This window comes from Streptomyces sp. NPDC051907 (assembly GCF_040681075.1).
Lineage (GTDB): Bacteria > Actinomycetota > Actinomycetes > Streptomycetales > Streptomycetaceae > Streptomyces.
This window is the reverse complement of record NZ_JBFAYB010000052.1, coordinates 24,190-41,046: the sequence shown is the minus strand read 5'-3', so window position 1 is coordinate 41,046 and position 16,857 is coordinate 24,190. Positions and strand designations below refer to the sequence as shown.

At 73.0% G+C, this 16,857-nt stretch carries 12 protein-coding genes; 4 read left to right on the top strand and 8 right to left on the bottom strand.

Going from position 1 to position 16,857, the window contains the following annotated elements:
* Positions 1–71: 71 nt before the first annotated feature.
* Positions 72–1,454, bottom strand: a complete 1,383-nt coding sequence (locus AB0M39_RS24975; protein WP_365367995.1) for a cytochrome P450 — start codon at positions 1,452–1,454, stop codon at positions 72–74.
* A gap of 260 nt (positions 1,455–1,714) precedes the next feature.
* Between AB0M39_RS24975 and AB0M39_RS24970 the strand changes: the two genes are divergently transcribed.
* Positions 1,715–3,073: a cytochrome P450 gene (locus AB0M39_RS24970; protein ID WP_365367993.1), complete on the top strand. Its 1,359-nt coding sequence runs from the start codon at positions 1,715–1,717 to the stop codon at positions 3,071–3,073.
* Between the two features lie 60 nt (positions 3,074–3,133).
* Here AB0M39_RS24970 and AB0M39_RS24965 read toward each other — a convergent pair whose 3' ends face one another.
* The 6 genes from AB0M39_RS24965 to AB0M39_RS24940 all read right to left on the bottom strand — a co-directional run bounded on the left by AB0M39_RS24965 (position 3,134) and on the right by AB0M39_RS24940 (position 12,975).
* Positions 3,134–4,234, bottom strand: a complete 1,101-nt coding sequence (locus AB0M39_RS24965; RefSeq protein WP_365368043.1) for a selina-4(15),7(11)-diene synthase — start codon at positions 4,232–4,234, stop codon at positions 3,134–3,136.
* 247 nt (positions 4,235–4,481) lie between these two features.
* Positions 4,482–5,258, bottom strand: a complete 777-nt coding sequence (locus tag AB0M39_RS24960) for an ABC transporter ATP-binding protein (RefSeq protein ID WP_365367991.1) — start codon at positions 5,256–5,258, stop codon at positions 4,482–4,484.
* On the bottom strand, positions 5,255–8,020 hold the full coding sequence (locus tag AB0M39_RS24955; RefSeq protein ID WP_365367989.1) for an ATP-binding cassette domain-containing protein: 2,766 nt from the start codon (positions 8,018–8,020) through the stop codon (positions 5,255–5,257). The genes AB0M39_RS24960 and AB0M39_RS24955 overlap by 4 nt, the downstream gene beginning before the upstream one ends.
* 12 nt (positions 8,021–8,032) lie before the next feature.
* Positions 8,033–9,286, bottom strand: coding sequence for an ABC transporter substrate-binding protein (locus AB0M39_RS24950; RefSeq protein WP_365367987.1), 1,254 nt, complete (start codon positions 9,284–9,286; stop codon positions 8,033–8,035).
* A gap of 154 nt (positions 9,287–9,440) precedes the next feature.
* Positions 9,441–11,240: an AMP-binding protein gene (locus AB0M39_RS24945; protein ID WP_365367985.1), complete on the bottom strand. Its 1,800-nt coding sequence runs from the start codon at positions 11,238–11,240 to the stop codon at positions 9,441–9,443.
* 229 nt (positions 11,241–11,469) lie between these two features.
* Positions 11,470–12,975: an MFS transporter gene (locus AB0M39_RS24940; RefSeq protein WP_365367983.1), complete on the bottom strand. Its 1,506-nt coding sequence runs from the start codon at positions 12,973–12,975 to the stop codon at positions 11,470–11,472.
* 114 nt (positions 12,976–13,089) lie between these two features.
* On the opposite strand from AB0M39_RS24940, the gene AB0M39_RS24935 reads away from it, so the two are divergent.
* Positions 13,090–14,076, top strand: coding sequence for an AsnC family transcriptional regulator (locus AB0M39_RS24935; RefSeq protein ID WP_365367981.1), 987 nt, complete (start codon positions 13,090–13,092; stop codon positions 14,074–14,076).
* 203 nt (positions 14,077–14,279) lie between these two features.
* Here the strand turns inward: AB0M39_RS24935 and AB0M39_RS24930 are convergent, their stop codons facing one another.
* Positions 14,280–15,170, bottom strand: a complete 891-nt coding sequence (locus AB0M39_RS24930) for a LysR substrate-binding domain-containing protein (RefSeq protein ID WP_365367979.1) — start codon at positions 15,168–15,170, stop codon at positions 14,280–14,282.
* 159 nt (positions 15,171–15,329) lie between these two features.
* On the opposite strand from AB0M39_RS24930, the gene AB0M39_RS24925 reads away from it, so the two are divergent.
* Positions 15,330–16,439, top strand: coding sequence for a bile acid:sodium symporter family protein (locus AB0M39_RS24925; protein ID WP_365367977.1), 1,110 nt, complete (start codon positions 15,330–15,332; stop codon positions 16,437–16,439).
* Complete coding sequence (locus tag AB0M39_RS24920) at positions 16,436–16,822, top strand: (2Fe-2S) ferredoxin domain-containing protein (protein ID WP_365367975.1); 387 nt, start codon at positions 16,436–16,438, stop codon at positions 16,820–16,822. The genes AB0M39_RS24925 and AB0M39_RS24920 overlap by 4 nt, the downstream gene beginning before the upstream one ends.
* Positions 16,823–16,857 lie beyond the last annotated feature (35 nt).

The following is a 16,857-nucleotide window of genomic DNA, read 5'->3' as shown; positions in this document are numbered from 1 at the left end:
GACTGGACTGGGCTGGACTGGACGGCGTCCTGCCCAGCCCCTGGCTCCTCTCTCGCGCGGCCGGATCAGGCCTACCGGCCCCCGAACCACCTGAACCGCGGCCGCTTCTGCGGTGCGGGCGGCGCGGCCGCGTACTGAACCGGCGGGTGAGCAGGAGGCTGCACCGGCGCCGCCTCCTGGCGCCGCTGCGGCGCGAAGGCCACGGGCAGGCTGGTCAGACGGCGGGACATCCAGGTGCCGACGACCTGCAACTGGTAGTCGTCGACGGCGAGCCGCAGATCGGGGATGCGCTCCAGGACAAGGTTGATGCCGGTCTCCGCGATGGCCCTGCCGAGGTCCTGGCCAGGGCACTCGTGGCTGCCGGCGCCGAAGGCCAGATGCGAGCGGTTGCCGTGCATCGAGGCGTCCGCGTCGGGCCGGATGGCCGGGTCGACGTTGCCGGCCGCCAGGCCGAGCATCACCATGTCTCCGGCCGCGATCCGTGCGCCGCCGAGCTCGGTGTCGCCCGTGGCCCAGCGAGTGGGGACCACGGCGAGCGGCGGATGGTCCCACAGGACCTGCTCCAGGGCATCGGGCAGGGTCATCTGGCCGCCCGAGAGGTGCCCTCGGAAACGCCGGTCGGTCAGCACCATCCGCAGCGCGCTGGCGATCAGGTTGGCGGTGGGCTCCAGCGACGCCACGAGCGCGAGACGCAGATGCTCGCGAACCTCCTCGTCGGTCAGCGACGAGGGGTGGACCAGCAGCCAGCTGGCCAGGTCGTCGCCGGGCTGCTGCCTCTTGCGCTCCACCAGGTCGCTCATCATCTCGACGATGAGCTGATTGCTCTGCATCGCCGTCTCGCCGCCGCTGATCATGTCGCTCACCGCCGCGCCGACGGTCAGGGCGTCCTCTTCGCGTATGCCGAACACCTGGCAGACGACCAGCGCCGGCAGCTTCCTGGCGAAGTCGGCCACGAGATCGGCCTGCCCTGTGGAGGCGAAGTCCTCGATGAGGCGGGTGGCGTAGCGCGTGAGGTACCGGCGCATCCGGTGGCGGTTCACGCGCGCCAGGCTCTCGGTGACCGCCTGGCGCAGACGGGCGTGCTCGGCTCCGTCGGTCAGCGCCACCAGCGGCTGCCACGCGGTGATGGGCAGCAGGGGCGAGTCCGGCGCGAGGGAGCCCTCCTGGATGGCGCGCCAGTGGCGGGAGTCGGACGAGAAGCGGGGCGACCGCATCGCCTCCAGATTCTCGCGGTGCCCGAGGACCAGCCAGGCCTGCACGTTTCCATACAGCAGAACGGGCGCCACGGCCCCGTGCTCGGCGCGGAGCTGCTCGTACAGAGCGTACGGCTGGGCCTCGGCCTCGCGGCCGTACAGCGGGCGCGGGCGTGGGGCGCCGACGCCCTGGTGCGCGGGACAGCCGAGCGGGGCGGCCGTCGAGGAAGGTCCGGTCGGGGCGGGGGGCGGGGTGGTCACGGGGCCTCCGGGCAACGGCGAGACCCGCCGGGAGGCGGGCCCACACCGAGAGTGACGATTGGTCAGCATCGCGCAGCCTACTGTCGACCCGCGCCCGTCGTGGGGGCACCCCCCCCACCTCAACTGGGATGGCGACGCCCACACTTGGGTAGCGATGATCTTCGGAGGCCGGCGTCGCGGAATACTGCGGGGCCGCCGCCCCGCTTCGGCGCCGGCAGGCGATCTGCCCGGCGCGTCCTGACTGAGAGGAACCCACCCGGATGTCGTCAGTTGCTGAGCTGCGACCCGTCACGTCCGTCCCCCGCGTGCCGGGAGCCGTACCGCTCCTCGGCCATGCTCTCGCCCTGTGGCGCGACCCCCTCGGGTTTCTCTCCTCGCTCCGGCAGCACGGCGACCTCGTGCGCGTCCACCTCGGCACGATGCCCATGGTCGTGGTGACCACGCCCGACCTCGTGCACGAGGTCACGGTCCGTCAGGCGCACAGCTTCGAGAAGGGACGATTCTTCGACAGGCTGCGGCCCCTGGCCGGCAACGGCCTCGCGAACGCCGACGGCGAGCTGCACAAGAAGCACCGCCGGATGATCCAGCCGATGTTCTCCCGCGAGCGCATCGCCGGCTACTCGGACGTCATGAGCGCCAACGCACAGGCCCTCGCCGACTCCTGGGCGCCGGGCGACGTCATCGACCTCGAACCGGCCATGGCGGGGTACGCCGTCGAGACTCTGGCGAGCACGCTGTTCTCCACGGACATCGGCCTGCCGGCCGTCGACGCCGTGCGCAGGAACCTGCCGGTCCTGCTGGCGAACCTCCTCATACGCGCGGCCTCTCCCAAGGCGCTGGACCGGCTGCCGATCCCGGCCAACCGCCGGTTCGACCAGGCGGCGGCCAGCCTCCGCGCGGTCATCGACGAGGTGGTGGCCACCTCGCGAGCGGCCGGCCCCACCGATCACGACGACCTGCTGGCTCTGCTCCTCGCCGCGCAGGACGCCGAGAGCGGAACGCGCCTGTCGGACGTGCAGGTCCGCGACGAGCTGGCCACGATCCTGTTCGCCGGCGCGGAGACCACGGCCGCCACGCTCGCCTGGACGTTTCACGAGCTGGTCTCGCGCCCCGACGTGGAGGACGCCCTCGTCGCCGAGATCCGCGAGGTGGTCGGCGACGGTCCGGTCACCGCCCAGCACGTGCCCGCCCTGCAGGGCATCCGGCGGGTGATCGACGAGGTGATCCGGCTGCACGGCGTCACCCTCCTGATGCGGCGGACCACCGAGCCCGTGACCCTGGGAGGGGTCGAGCTGCCGACCGGCACCGAGGTCGCCTTCAGCCTGTACGCGCTGCACCGCGATCCCGGCCTGTACGACAGGGCCCACCTCTTCGACCCCGACAGATGGCTTCCCGAGCGGCAGGCTCAGGGCCCTGGCCGCCGCGCCTACATTCCTTTCGGCGCGGGCAACCGCAAGTGCATCGGGGACCTCTTCGTCTGGACCGAGGCCACGATCGCCATCGCGACCATCCTCCGCCAGTGGCGGCTCGTCCCGGTTCCCGGCCACTCGCCCCGGGAGATCGCGTCCGCTGTCGCGCACGCCGACCGCATCCCCATGACCGTCGTCGCCCGGCAGTAGCCCTCGGACCCGGTGCGCCTCCCTGTCGGCGGGCGTGGACAGCCGCCGTCCCCGTACCGCTCAGCGGGCGGCGATCAGTCCCTCGCGGCGCGAGCGCGGGGAGACCAGACGCGCGGACGGCCCGGTCGGCACCACGTCCCACCACCACGACACCGCGTCGATCCCCAGCGGCTCGTGCCCGCCGTCGGTGGGCGTGCTCGTGAAGACGGTGGGGAGCGCGGCCGGGTCATCCGGCGTGGTGTAGCGGATGGAGTTGACGCCCCAGTCCTGCGAGCCGCGGATGAAGCTGCGCAGGCCCGCCATGTACTGCCGCATCTGCGGACTGCCCACGGCCGAGAGGTGGTCGGCCAGCCGTACGAAGGCCATCAGCACGCGGTCGCGCTGCGCTATGGCCGTCGTCATCGCCTCCTGCCGGCTGAGTCCGCCCGACGTCTCCAGCACCCGCAGCACGTTCAGGTAGTAGCCGCGCTGCGCGCGCTCCTTGTGGTCGGAGAGGATGTCGTTGTCCCAGGTGATGACGAACGAGGCCATCTCCTCGACCGCCCGCACGGCCCGGTAGTCGCGTTCGTACGGCTGGAGCTCGTATCCATGGGCCATCTCCAGCAAGGGGAACACGACCGTGGTCGCACCGTCGTAGAGCCTCATCAGGGTGTAGTCCGAGAGGCTGGGCACCGTGCCCGCGCTGCGGTGGGACGCCTCCCACACCACCGAGAAGAAGTACTCGCGCAGATGGCCGATCCAGCGCGCCGCCTGGCTGGCTGTGCCGTACTCCTCGACCCGGGCCCGCAGATCGCGCAGGCCGCTCGCCAGCGTGTCGTCGAGCAGCAGAGGGGCCTCCGGGCTCTGTGCGACGCGCAGCAGGCGGTGCAGCGTCCCGGCGAGCTCGCCCGGGTGCCGGCCCAGGTCGCCCTCCTCGCAGCAGCCGTCGTCGACTCCGAACAGCCAGAGCACGAAGTCGGCCATCAGCTGCGTCACCTCCTCGCGGCCCTGCGGCATGACGCGCGCGGCGAAGGCGCCGATCTCATGCTGTACGAGCCGTCGGCGGAGTTCGTCGGATCCGATCCGATGGGACTCGGCCCAGGCTCCTGTCCGCGCGTCGATCTGCTCGTGCTGCGGATGGATGGCGGGGGGTATGGGGGAGAACAGCGGCGGAACTGCTATCACGGGGGGCTCCTCTGTTGCGGGTGGCGCGGTCTGCGTCCCAACTGGCGCTCCCTGCACACCCGTTCCTGCACATCATCCGTGATCATCCGGTAACTCCTTGGCTGGATCCAGTAGGACTATCCGACCCATATGCGCTATGTCGTCATGTGCCGACGCGGCTTTGCGGAGCTCTTGCGCGGCTCTTGCGCAGGGCGGCGGAGCGACCTGTTCCAGCCTCTGTGCGCGCCGCCCGACTCGGCGCTGTTCAAGCCGAGTCGACGCCGAGATACGCGTCCAGGACCCTGGGATCGGCGCGGACCTCGGCGGGCGTGCCCTCGGCGAGCGTTCTGCCCAGGTCGAGGACGACCACCCGGGCGCAGAGCTCCATGACGAACGCGACGTTGTGCTCGACGAGCAGGACCGCGCAGCCGTCCTCGTCCGCGGCCCTGCGCACCACGGAGGCCAGCCGGGCTCGCTCGGCGGCCGTCATGCCCGACGCCGGCTCGTCCAGGAGCAGGACCCGCGGCGGGTCCACCAGCGCGCGGGCGAGCTCCGCCATGCGGGCCTGGCCGACGGGCAGCGCGCCCGCGCCGGCCGTTGCGAGGGACTCCAGGCCGCAGGCGCGCAGAACGGCCTCGGCTCGTTCGCGGCGGCGCGCCTCGTGGGCGCGGCGCGTGGGCGCCGCCAGCAGGTCGGTGACGAGACCGCCGCCACCGCCGCGCCACTCCTGGGCGACCAGGAGATTGTCGGCGACGCTCAGCTGCCCGAAGAGCTGCTGGCGCTGGAACGTGCGGCGCATCCCGTGCCGGGCGCGCCAGACGGGCGAGCGGCGGGTGACGTCGGCGCCGTCGAGCAGCACACGGCCCCGGTCGGGGCGGCGGATGCCGGAGACGACGTCGAACAGGGTGGTCTTGCCCGCGCCGTTGGGGCCGATCAGCCCGCAGACCTCGCCGGCCCGCAGGGCGAGGTCCACCCCGTCCAGGGCCCGTATCCCGCCGAACTGCACGCCGACGCCCGATGCCCGCAGCACGTACTCGCTCATGGCCGGCGCCCCTGCGCCATGCCGAGGTATGCCTCGGTGAGCCGGTCCCGCTCCACCGCGTCGCGCGGCCCGCACCAGGAGACCGCGCCCTGCGAGAGGTAGGCGACGGTGTCCGCGACGCCCAGCGCCTCGGCTGCCTTCTCCTCCACCAGCAGCAGCGCGCAGCCGGCGTCGCGGAGCTCCGTCAGCAGCCGGAACACCTCCTCGACGACGCGGGGCGCGAGGCCGAGGGAGGGCTCGTCGGCGATCAGGACGGCGGGCGGGCGCTGGAGCAGCGGGGCGAGGGCGAGCATCTGCTGCTCTCCGCCGGAGAGCGATCCGGCGGTCACGAAGCGCCGCTTTGCGAGCTCGCCGAACCGCTCGTACACCGCGTCCCGCGCGCCGTGCCCGGGCAGGGCGAGCGCGAGGTTCTCCTCGATGGTCAGCGAAGGGAAGATCCCCCGCCCCTCGGGCGCGAGCAGCACTCCTTCGCGGGCGCGGCGCACAGGCCCGCTCCGCGAGCTGTCCCGCCCCCGGACGTACACCTCGCCCCGGTCGGGTGCGACGAGCCCGGCGGCCACCCGGCACAGCGTGGTCTTGCCCGCGCCGTTGGGGCCGAGCAGGGCGAGTATCTGGCCCTCGCGCACGGCGAGGTCGGCGCCGTGCAGGACGGTCCCCGCGTCGTATCCGGCGTGGACGCCCCGGAGCTCCAGGGCCGGACGGGCCGTGTCCGGCGCTGTGTACGGGGATGTGTACGGGGCCGCGTCCGGGCGGTCGCGGGGCGCGGCGGCGGGCCGGGGGAGCGCCGGGCCGGACGGCGGTCTCGGGGCGGGGACGGTCGGGGAGGCGGCCGCCTCTCCGCGCGCGGCGGCCGCCTTCGCCAGCGCCCCCCTCAGCCGGACCCACACCCCCGCGCAGTACCCGTCCGGATCGTTCGCCAGCGCCAGCCCCGCCAGGCCGAACAGGATCACCGGCAGATGCGCCGACTCCGTCGCCCACTGCTCGAGCGCGTGCGGCGCCACGGCGAAGACCAGGCCCGCCACCACCGCGTACTGCGGTCTGCGCACGCCCGCCGCGACCACCACCGCCAGCCAGACCAGACCCGTCATCGCCGTGAAGTCCGTCGCGGTGACACGGGTGTTGTACGACGCGTACATCACGCCCCCGAACCCCGCCAGCCCCGCCGACAGCGTGAACAGCAGCAGTTTCGTCCGTACCACCGAGACCCCGCTCGCCAGGGCCGCCGCCGGCGCCGAGCGGACCGCCAGCATCGCCCGCCCCGACGGCGAGTCGCGCAGCGCGCTGAGCGCGGCGACCGCCGCCGACACCAGCACCACCAGCGCCACGCCCATCGCCCGGTCGTCCGTCAGGTCCACCGGGCCGAACACCGGGCGCGGGATCTCCCACCCCGTGTCGCCGTTGCGCAGCCACCCCATCTGGAACAGGACGTGGTCCGCGAGGAAGGCCAGCGCCAGCGTGGCCAGGGCGAGCGAGCGCCCGCCCAGACGCAGCGCCGGCAGGGCCGCCAGCGCCCCGAGCAGCGCCGCCGCGCCCGCGCCCGCCAGCGTCGCCGCCGCGAACGGCCAGCCGCGGCTCATCAGCAGCCCGGCCACCAGCGCCGCGCCCGTCACAAAGGTCGCCTGCGCCAGCGAGACCATCGCGCCGAGCCCGGTGACCACCGTGAAGGAGACGAAGACCAGCGAGATCGCCAGCCCCTGCGCCAGGATCCCGCTCCAGAACGGGGTGGTGACCGTGTAGAAGGCCGTCGCGAGCAGCACCGCGCCCACCGCCCACGGCCCCAGGCACCGCGCCCGCGAGCGGCCCGCGAGATGGTCGGCCGGCGGCGCGTCGGCCGCTGCGGTGCCCGCGGCCCGCTGCCGTCGGGTCAGCACGAGCAGCCCGGCGAACAGGATCAGAAACGGAACGGCCGTACGGAATCCGGTGATCCGGTCCGCGAAGGACGCGTACCCGGCGACCAGGTTCTGCAGCACCCCCAGCGCCAGCCCGCCCGCGAAGGCCAGCGGCACGGAGGCGAAGCGTCCCAGCACCGCCGCCGTCGCCGACACGAAGAGGAAGAGCGTGTAGTCGTGCGCGGACAGCCCGAGCAGCGGCGTGGCGAGCACGCCCGCGAGCCCGGCGAGGGCCGAGGAGAGCATCCAGGCGATCGAGGAGAGCCGGTCGGCGCTGATGCCCCGGAGCTCGACGAGCGAGCGGTCGTCGACGGACGCCCGCAGCCGCAGCCCCAGCCGAGTGCGCCGCAGCAGCGCCCACAGCGCCGCCGCCGCGGCCGCGGCCGCGACCCAGGTGATCAGCTGGTCGGAGTCGACGCCGACCCCGTCGGCCAGCTGCCAGGAGACGGCGGGGCTCGGCCCCACGCCCGGCAGCCCGAACTGGTTCTCCGCCGGCTTCACCGGCGCCCCCGCCGCCGCCAGCAGTTCGACGATCCACAGCCCGAGCGCGGGCAGCGCGACGAGCAGCCCGATCGTCGCCACGATCTGCGCCGTCTCGCCGACCCGCGCGAGCTTGCGGAACATCAGCCGGTCCAGGCTCCAGCCGAGCCCGGGCGCCACGAGGCACACCAGCAGCAGCGCCGTCGGCACGGCGGGCCAGCCGAAGCCGGAGTGCAGCTCGTAGAAGGCCAGCGCGCACAGATAGGCGGTGGCGCCGTGCGCGAAGTTGAAGAGACCGGACGCCGAGTACGAGATCACCAGCCCCGTCGCCAGCAGGGCGTACAGGGCGCCCGAGACCAGCCCGCTCAGCACGAAGCCCAGCAGATCCGCCATGGCGGCGTCCCCTCAGCCGAAGGGGATGGGCTCGTAGCAGGCGAACGGCGACGACACCTCGTACGCCCCGTTCTTCAGCCGCACCAGCGCTCCGCAGCCGAACGCCTCCTTGCGCCCCTTGGCGAGATCGCGGTCGCCGACCATCGTGCCGGTGTCGGAGTAGCTCGCCGCCGCCTTCTGGAAGCTGTCGACCGTCAGCTTCTCGCCGGCCTTCTCGGCGACGGCGAGGAAGAGGTCGGCGGACATATAGCCGGTCATCATGTGCATGTTGAGGGGCACGTCCTTGCCCGCGGTCTTGCGGATGTCCTCCTTGAACCGCGTCATCGCCGGGCTGTCGGACTCGAACGGCTCGAAGGAGAGCAGCACATGCACCCCGTCGAGCGCCTGCCGCGTCGCGCTCTTGGCGAGCAGCCCCGGATCGTAGTCCGTCGGATCAGTGAGCAGGCCCCGGTAGCCGGCCCGCTTGAGCGCTGTGAACAGGCCGATGTTGTACGGGGTCTGCATGACGGACACCACGGCGTCGGGAGCCTTGCCGCCGGCGCTGCGCAGGATCTCCTTGGTGTACGCCGACCAGTCGCTGGGCAGCGAGGTGGCGGGCACGATCGGCTTGGCGTAGCTCACCTGGAAGCCGGCCGCGGCGAAGCCCTGGCGGTAGGTGCGGATCGCGAAGCCGCCCGCGTCGTTGTCGTTGGCGAGGATCGCGACGGACTTGCCCTTCGCGCCGCCCAGCACCTGCGCGAGCCCCTCGGGCCAGCTCTGGGTGATGGTGCCGCCCGGGGTGGGCACCATGCAGCCGCCGAAGCCGTAGATGTACTGGGGGCCGCAGAACTGCGGGACCGTGCCCCAGCCGAAGGTCGGCACCTTCTGCCGCTCCAGGAAGTCCGCGCCCGAGAAGGTCACCGAGCTCATCGGGGAGACCGCGAAGACCTTCTCCTGCTGGACGAGCTTGCGGGCCGCCGCGAGGTTCCTGCCCGGATCCTGGCCGTCGTCCTCGGCGCCCAGATACTCGATCTTCCGCCCGTGGACGCCGCCCTCGGCGTTGGCGCGCTCGTAGCGGGCGCGGGCGCCGAGGTCGGTGTCCTTCTTGGAGTAGCCGCTGGCGGTGGTCATCGAGACGATGCCGCCGACCTTGATGGAGTCGGCGGTGACCCCGCGCACGGAGGAGCCGCTCTTGTCGGCGGGCTCGCCCGAGGTGGACGCGGAGTTGCAGGCGGCGGCGAGCAGCAGCGCCGCGGCGGCTGCGATGGTCCGGATGGGTCGCGACACAGTGGGTCCCTCCGTCGGGTGACCGAAATTCTGTGCCGGACCTGATGGGTCGTCAATAAGTGATACAGCGTCAATTGATGGTCCGTCAGATTACGTCGGATCACTGGCGGACACGCGCCCTCGCACGCTGCGCGGCGGGCCCCGCGGTCGGGCCTCACTGGTAGAGCGCGTCCACCTCCGTCGCGTACGCCGACTCGATGGCCTTGCGCTTCAGCTTGAGCGAGGGAGTGAGCAGCCCGTGCTCCTCGCTGAAGGGGTGGGCCAGGATCCGGAACGTACGGATCGACTCCGCCTTCGACACCAGCGTGTTGGCGGCCACCACCGCCCGCCGGATCTCCATCTCCAGATCCGGGTCGCGCACCAGCTCCGTCGGCGGCAGCGACGTCCTGTTCTGCATGGCCAGCCAGTGCTCGACGGCCTCCTGGTCGACGGTGACCAGCGCCGCGACGAAGGGGCGGTCGTTGCCGACGACGATGCACTGCGCCACCAGCGGATGCGCCCGCACCCGCTCCTCCAGCCCCACCGGCGAGACGCTCTTGCCGCCGGAGGTCACCAGGATCTCCTTCTTCCGCCCGGTGATGGTCAGATAGCCGTCCTCGTCGAGCGAGCCGAGGTCGCCGGTGGCCAGCCAGCCGTCGTGCAGCACCGCGTCCGTGGACTTCGGGTCGCCGAGATAGCCCTGGAAGACCTGGGGGCCGTGCAGCCACACCTCGCCGTCCTCCGCGATGTGCACGGTGGTGCCCGGGATCGGCAGGCCGACCGTGCCGTACCGGGGCCGCTCCGGCGGATTCGCCGTCGCCGCCGCGGTCGTCTCGGTCAGCCCGTACCCCTCGAAGACCGTGACGCCCGCGCCCTCGAAGAAGAGCCCGAGTCTGCGGTCCATGGCCGAGCCGCCGGACATCGCGTGCCGCACCCGTCCGCCCATCGCCTCGCGCACCTTGCCGTACACCAGCTTCTCGAAGAGCTGGTGCTGCACCCGCAGCCCGGCCGAGGGGCCAGGACCCAGACCGAAGGCCCGGTGCTCCATGGCCTCCGCGTACCTCACCGCCACCTCGACGGCCTTGTCGAAGGGGCCGGTCTTCCCCTCGCTCTCCGCCTTGCGGCGCGCGGCGTTGAAGACCTTCTCGAAGATGTACGGCACGGCCAGGATGAACGTCGGCCGGAACGCGACCAGATCCGGCAGCAGCGCGCTCGCCTGGAGCACCGGCTGATGGCCGATCTTGACCCGGCCGCGGATCGCCGCGACCTCCACCATCCGCCCGAAGACATGCGCCAGCGGCAGGAACAGCAGCGTGGCGGCCTCGTCGCCGGGCTTGGAGTGGAAGACCGGCTCCCAGCGGCCGACCAGGGTGTCCGCCTCGTACATGAAGCTGGCGTGCGTGATCACGCAGCCCTTGGGGCGGCCGGTGGTGCCCGACGTGTAGATGATCGTGGCGGTCGAGTCCGGGGTCACCGCCCGCCGGTGGCGGTGCACCACCTCGTCGTCGATGTGCTCGCCCGCCTCGACCAGCTCGGCGACCGCGCCCGCGTCCAGCTGCCACAGCCGCTTCAGCTGCGGCAGCCGGTCCACGACCGAGCCGATGGTCATGGCGTGGTCCTCCTGCTCGACCATGCACGCCGTGACCTCGGAGTCGTGCAGCATCCAGAAGACCTGCTCGGCCGAGGAGGTCGGATAGACGGGCACCGACTGCGCGCCCACCGTCCACAGCGCGAAGTCGAACAGCGTCCACTCATAGCGCGTACGGCACATCAGCGCGACGCGGTCGCCGAACCGGACGCCGTGCGCGAGCAGTCCCTTGGCGAGCGCCAGCACCTCGTCGCGGAACTCCGCGGACGTCACGTCCTGCCACTGGCCGGCCGCGTCCTTGCGGCCGAGCGCGATCCGGCCCGGATCGTCCTCGGCGTGATCGAAGACCGCGTCCGCCAGTCCGCCGACCTGAGGCGCCGCGTCCATGGGTGGGACAGTGAACTCGCGCAATGGCCTGCTCCTTGTGGCGCTCCGCACAGCGCCGTGACGCTACCCCAACCCTCCGACGGGCGGGAGGGTCTTCGTGAACTGTGGACGAATGGCATCACCACAGGTCAGCGGCAGATATCCGAGCACAGAGCGGGAGATGGGGACAGGCATCTGACCGCGGAGTAAGAAGCTGGCCCGGAATCTCCACGGAATCTGTACCGTGCACTCACGGTCGCTCTACGGTGACGGCGTCCTTGGTCCGTACCTGCCCGCTCTCCTCCGCCGGAGCCCGCAGCCACACCAGCGCCGCGGCGCCCGCCAGCAGACCGGCGACCCCGGCCGCGGCCGCCGCCGTGTTCAGCCCGGAGGCGAACGCCGAGCGCAGCGCCTCCTCGGTCACCGCGCCCCCGGCGCGCAGCGCCCCCGCGCCGCCGCCCGCCAGCGTGTGCGCCGCCTCGGCCGCGCCCTCGACCCCAGACCCGCTCAGCGACCGGGCCATCTGGGACGCCGCGACCGCGCCGAAGCCCGCGACGCCCAGGGCGTAACCGAGCTGACGGAAGGTGTTGACCGCGCCGCCCGCCATGCCCGCGTTGCGCGGCGGCACGGAGGCCAGCGCCGCGCCCGCCAGCGCCGGAGAGATCACGCCGACGCCGACGCCCGCCACCATCAGCCCGGCCGTCAGAGCGGCCCAGCTCGAACCGGCGTCCAGCACCGCCTGCCCCAGCGTGCCCGCGCCGATCAGCAGCATCCCGCCGCCGATCACCCAGCGGCGCTGCACCCCGTGCAGCAGCCGGCTGGACACCGCCGCCACCGTGAACGCCACCACGGCCTGCGGCAGCAGCGCCAGACTCGCCGTGAGCGGGCTCATGCCGAGCACGGTCTGCAGCCAGATCGAGGTGTACGGCAGCACCCCGAACGCGGCCGCGTTGTACACCATGCCCGCCGCCATCACCGTCACGAACGACGAGCGCCGAAACAGCGACAGATCGATCAGCGGATCGGCCGCCCGGCGCTCCACCACGACGAACGCGCCGAGGCCGGCGGCCGCCACGAGGAACCACCCGCCCGTGCGCGCCGACGCCCAGCCCGCCTCGCCGGCCCGCACCACGCCGTACGTCGCCGCCCCCGCGAAGACCGCGAACGCCGCCGTGCCCGCCCAGTCGATCCGCCGCACGCTCCGCTCGGACGGCCGCACCGCGCGCAGCGTCGCCCACACCGCCGCCACGCTCACCGGCAGATTGATGAAGAAGATCCACCGCCAGTCGATGGCCTGGGTGAGCACCCCGCCCAGCACCGGACCCACCGCGGCCGCCGCGCCGCTGATCGCGCCCCACACCCCGAGCGCCACCGAGCGGTCCCGCCCCTGGTACGCGGCGCCGAGCAGCGACAGCGTGGTCGCGAACATCGCGGCCGCGCCCAGACCCTGGATCCCGCGCATCACGATCAACGACTCGGGACCCGAGGCGAGACCGCAGCCCAGCGAGGCCGCCGCGAACATCGCCGTGCCCCACAGATACAGCCGCCGAGCGCCCAGCACATCGGCCGCCGACCCCGCGCCGAGCAGCAGCGCGGCCAGCACCAGCGCATAGATGTCGATCACCCACTGGAGATCGGTGAGCGACGCGTCCAGCGCGCCCGCCATGTCGGGCAGCGCGACGATCAACACCGTCACATCCAGCAGCAGCATGAAAGTTCCCAGACTGACCGCGAGCAGCGGCCCCCACTTGCGCATGACGTCCTCCGAGGTGCTCGGTCCGTTTCACGTCGTACGATCCGAGAGCCGCCGGTCATCCGGCGGTCAGCGCGCCGGGGGCGGCGGAATCCGACACGAGGAGGGGGCGCGGCGGTGGAACCCGATGGGCCGGACGAGCTGGATCTGAAGCTGCTGCACGCTCTCGACGTGGGCGGACGCGCCTCCTTCAGCAAGATCGCCGCCGTGCTGGGCGTCTCCGACCAGACGGTCGCCCGCCGTTTCCGGCGGCTGCGCGCCGAGGTCGGGGTGCGCGTCGTCGGCGTCCGCGACGTCCAACGGCTCGGCCAGGACCACTGGATGCTCCGGCTGCGCTGCACCCCCGACGCCTCCGACGCCATCGCCCGAGCGCTGGCCCGACGCCCCGACACCGCCTGGATCGGACTCGCCTCCGGCGGCACGGAGGTCGTCTGCACGACCCGCGCCGGCGACGGCGGCGAGCACGAGGAACTGCTGCTCGGCAAGCTCCCGAGGACCCCCAGCATCGTCGAGATCCGCGCCCACCAGGTGCTGCACAGCTTCTACGGCGGCCCCGCCGGCTGGCTCGGCAAGAGCCGCGCGCTGACGCCCGAACAGGTCGAGGCGCTGCGCCCGGAGTCCGACGAGCCGCCCGCCCCCGACGGCGCCACCCGTATCACCCCCGACGACGAGCCGCTCGTCGCCGTCCTCGAACGCGACGGCCGCGCCCCCTTCGCCGAGCTCCAGCGGGCCACCGGCCGCTCCGAGTCCGCCGTACGCCGCAGACTCGACCAGCTGCTGCGCTCCGGGGCGCTTTTCATCGACGTGCAGTTCGACCCGGCCGCCTTCGGCTTCGGCACCCGGGCGCTGCTGTGGATCACCGCGGCGCCCTCGGAGCTGGACGCCGTCGGCCGGGCGCTCGCCGCGCACCCGGAGGTCGCCTTCGCCGCGGCGACGGCAGGCCACTGCAACCTGGTCGCCGTGATCGTCTGCCGTGACACCGCGTCCGTCTACCGCTATCTGAACGAGGGCCTCGGCCGGATCGCGGGCGTCCAGCACGTGGAGTGCGCGCCGGTGCTGCGGACGGTCAAGCAGTTGACGTACGAGGAGCGCGTCGGCCGCTAGGGGGTTGCCTGCGGGGCGGGGGGCTTGCGGGGCTCTGCCCCGGGCCCCGGTCCTCAAACGCCGGACGGGCTGGATAGGGCCGGTCTTCAAGCGCGGGACGGGCTGGTGGGGGTGTGCGGGTTGCCTGCGGGGCTCTGCCCCGGGCCCCGGTCCTCAAGCGCCGGACGGGCTGGGTGGGTCCGGTCCTCGATTGGGCCCTGTTCTCAAGTGCTGGACCGGCTGGATGGGCCCGGCGGGCGGTGGAGGCGGTCGGCGCCGGCCAGGATCGCTGCGGCGAGCGCGTCCGCGGACTCCTGTGACGCGTCCCGGCGGCGGCCGTGGAGCAGTACGAAGTCCACGTCGCCCAGCTCCGGCAGGCCCGCCCGCGCGGGGACCGGGGCCAGGCCCGGCGGGATCAGGCCGCGGGTGTGGGCCATCACCCCCAGACCCGCCTGCGCCGCCGCGATCAGACCGCTCAAGGACGTGCTGGTGCAGACGATGCGCCAGGGGCGGCCGTCCGCCTCCAGCACCTGCAGGGCGCGGGCGCGGGTGATGCCGGGCGGCGGGAAGACGATCAGAGGGACCGGGCGGTCCGCCTCCAGTCGGAGCCGGGGCGCGCCGATCCAGGTCAGGGCGTCCTGCCAGACCAGCTCGCCGTGCGTGTCGCCGGTCCGGCGCTTGGCGAGCACCAGATCGAGGCGGCCCGCCGCCAGCCGCTCGTGCAGGGTGCCCGACAGCTCCACCGTGAGCTCCAGGTCGACCTCCGGGTGCTCGCGCCGGAAGGACTGGAGGATCTCCGGCAGCCGGGTGAGCACGAAGTCCTCGGAGACCCCGAAGCGCAGCCTGCCGCGCAGCCGGGTGCCCGTGAAGAACGTGGAGGCCCGCTCGTTCGCCTCGAGGATCGTGCGGGCGAACCCGAGCATCGCCTCGCCGTCCTCGGTGAGCTCCACGCTGTGGGTGTCCCGGGTGAACAGCTGCCGGCCCGTCGCCTCCTCCAGCCGGCGCACATGCTGGCTCACCGTCGACTGCCGCAGGCCCAGCCGGCGGGCGGCCTGGGTGAAGCTCAGCGTCTGGGCGACGGCGAGGAACGTGCGCAGTTGCACCGGCTCGTACATGGTCCGAAGGCTAGCGCGCGCTATCGCGATCCGTGATGACAGTCAGAGTGGTGTACGGGTTTCCCGATCGCCGTGGTCGAGAGCAGCATGGTGGGGCACGCCCCGAACCGACAGCAGACCCACAGCAGACCGAGAGCAGACCGAGAGCAAGTGGAGCACATGAGCCGCCGCACGTCCTCCCTCCCGTCCTGGCTGCCGATCGATCCGTACATCGTGGCGCTGCTCGCGACGGTGGCCCTCGCGGCGCTGCTCCCGGCGTCCGGCGCGGCGGCCCAGGCGGCGTCCGGCGCGTCGACCGGGGCGGTGGCGCTCCTGTTCTTCCTGTACGGCGCCCGGCTGTCGACCCGCGAGGCGATGGACGGACTGCGGCACTGGCGACTGCATCTGACCGTGCTCGGCGCGACCTTCGTGCTCTTCCCGCTGCTGGGCCTCGCGGCGCGCGGCCTCGAGCCGCTCGTGCTCACCGAGCAGCTCTACTCCGGCCTGCTCTTCCTGTGTCTGGTGCCCTCCACGATCCAGTCCTCGATCGCCTTCACCTCGATGGCGCGCGGCAACGTGCCCGCGGCGATCTGCGCGGGCTCGTTCTCCAGCCTCGCCGGCATCGTGCTGACGCCGCTGCTCGCGGCGGCGCTGCTGAGCGGAAGCGGCGGCGGGTTCTCGGCGGACGCGCTGGTGCGGATCGTCCTCCAGCTGCTCGCGCCGTTCGTCGCGGGGCAGCTGCTGCGCCGCTGGGTCGGCGCGTTCCTGACCCGCCACAAGAAGGCGCTGGGGTACGTCGACCGGGGCTCCATCCTGCTCGTCGTCTACACCGCCTTCAGCGAAGGCGTCGTCGCCGGCGTCTGGAGCCAGGTCACCCCCGCCCGGCTGGGCGCGCTGATGGCCGTGGAGGCCGTGCTGCTGGCCGTCATGCTGGCGCTGACCTGGTACGGCGCCAAGCGCCTGGGATTCGGCCGGGCCGACCGGATCGCGATCCAGTTCGCGGGCTCGAAGAAGAGCCTGGCGGCCGGGCTCCCGATGGCGAGCGTGCTGTTCGGCGCGCAGGCGAGCCTCGCGGTGCTGCCGCTGATGCTCTTCCACCAGATGCAGCTGGTGGTCTGCGCGGTCATCGCGAAGAAGCGGGCGGGGGACCCCGGACGGCAGGGGACAGAGGAGATGCAGGAGGCGCAGGGGGCGCAGGAGATACCGGAGACGCGGGAGGCGCAGAAGACCCCGGCGACGCAGGGGGCGCTCGAGGCTTCCGAGCGGGCGGCTGACACGATCGGCCGGTGACGACCCGCGCCCTACGGCCCTTCGGCCCCCGACCCTGCACCCTCGTCGTCTGCCGGGGGTGCTGCTGCGGCGACGCGCGCAAGCACCCCGGCACCGACCACCAGGGGCAGCTGGACCGGCTGCGCGCGGCCGGCGTCCAGGTGCGCACCAGCGACTGCCTCGGGCCGTGCGGACAGGCCAACGTCATCGTCGTGCAGCCCTCCACCGAGGGGCGGCGGCGCGGCGCGCGGGCCGCGTGGATCGGCTGGGCGCTGGACGACGACTGCGTCGACGACGTCCTGGCGTGGGTGCGGGCCGGCGGGCCAGGGATGGCCGAGGCGCCCCAGACGCTGACCCTGCAGTTCATCCCCGCCCCCTCCGACGCCCGCCGCCGGGCCCGCTGACCCCGGCCCGCCCCTCCCGTCCGGCGTATCCCATT

Coding starts and splice junctions, on each gene's coding strand:
- AB0M39_RS24925 (WP_365367977.1), top strand. CDS start 15,330: ATGAGCCGCCGCACGTCCTCCCTCCCGTCCTGGCTGCCGATCGATCCG.
- AB0M39_RS24940 (WP_365367983.1), bottom strand. CDS start 12,975: ATGCGCAAGTGGGGGCCGCTGCTCGCGGTCAGTCTGGGAACTTTCATG.
- AB0M39_RS24960 (WP_365367991.1), bottom strand. CDS start 5,258: ATGAGCGAGTACGTGCTGCGGGCATCGGGCGTCGGCGTGCAGTTCGGC.
- AB0M39_RS24930 (WP_365367979.1), bottom strand. CDS start 15,170: ATGTACGAGCCGGTGCAACTGCGCACGTTCCTCGCCGTCGCCCAGACG.
- AB0M39_RS24955 (WP_365367989.1), bottom strand. CDS start 8,020: ATGGCGGATCTGCTGGGCTTCGTGCTGAGCGGGCTGGTCTCGGGCGCC.
- AB0M39_RS24970 (WP_365367993.1), top strand. CDS start 1,715: ATGTCGTCAGTTGCTGAGCTGCGACCCGTCACGTCCGTCCCCCGCGTG.
- AB0M39_RS24945 (WP_365367985.1), bottom strand. CDS start 11,240: ATGGACGCGGCGCCTCAGGTCGGCGGACTGGCGGACGCGGTCTTCGAT.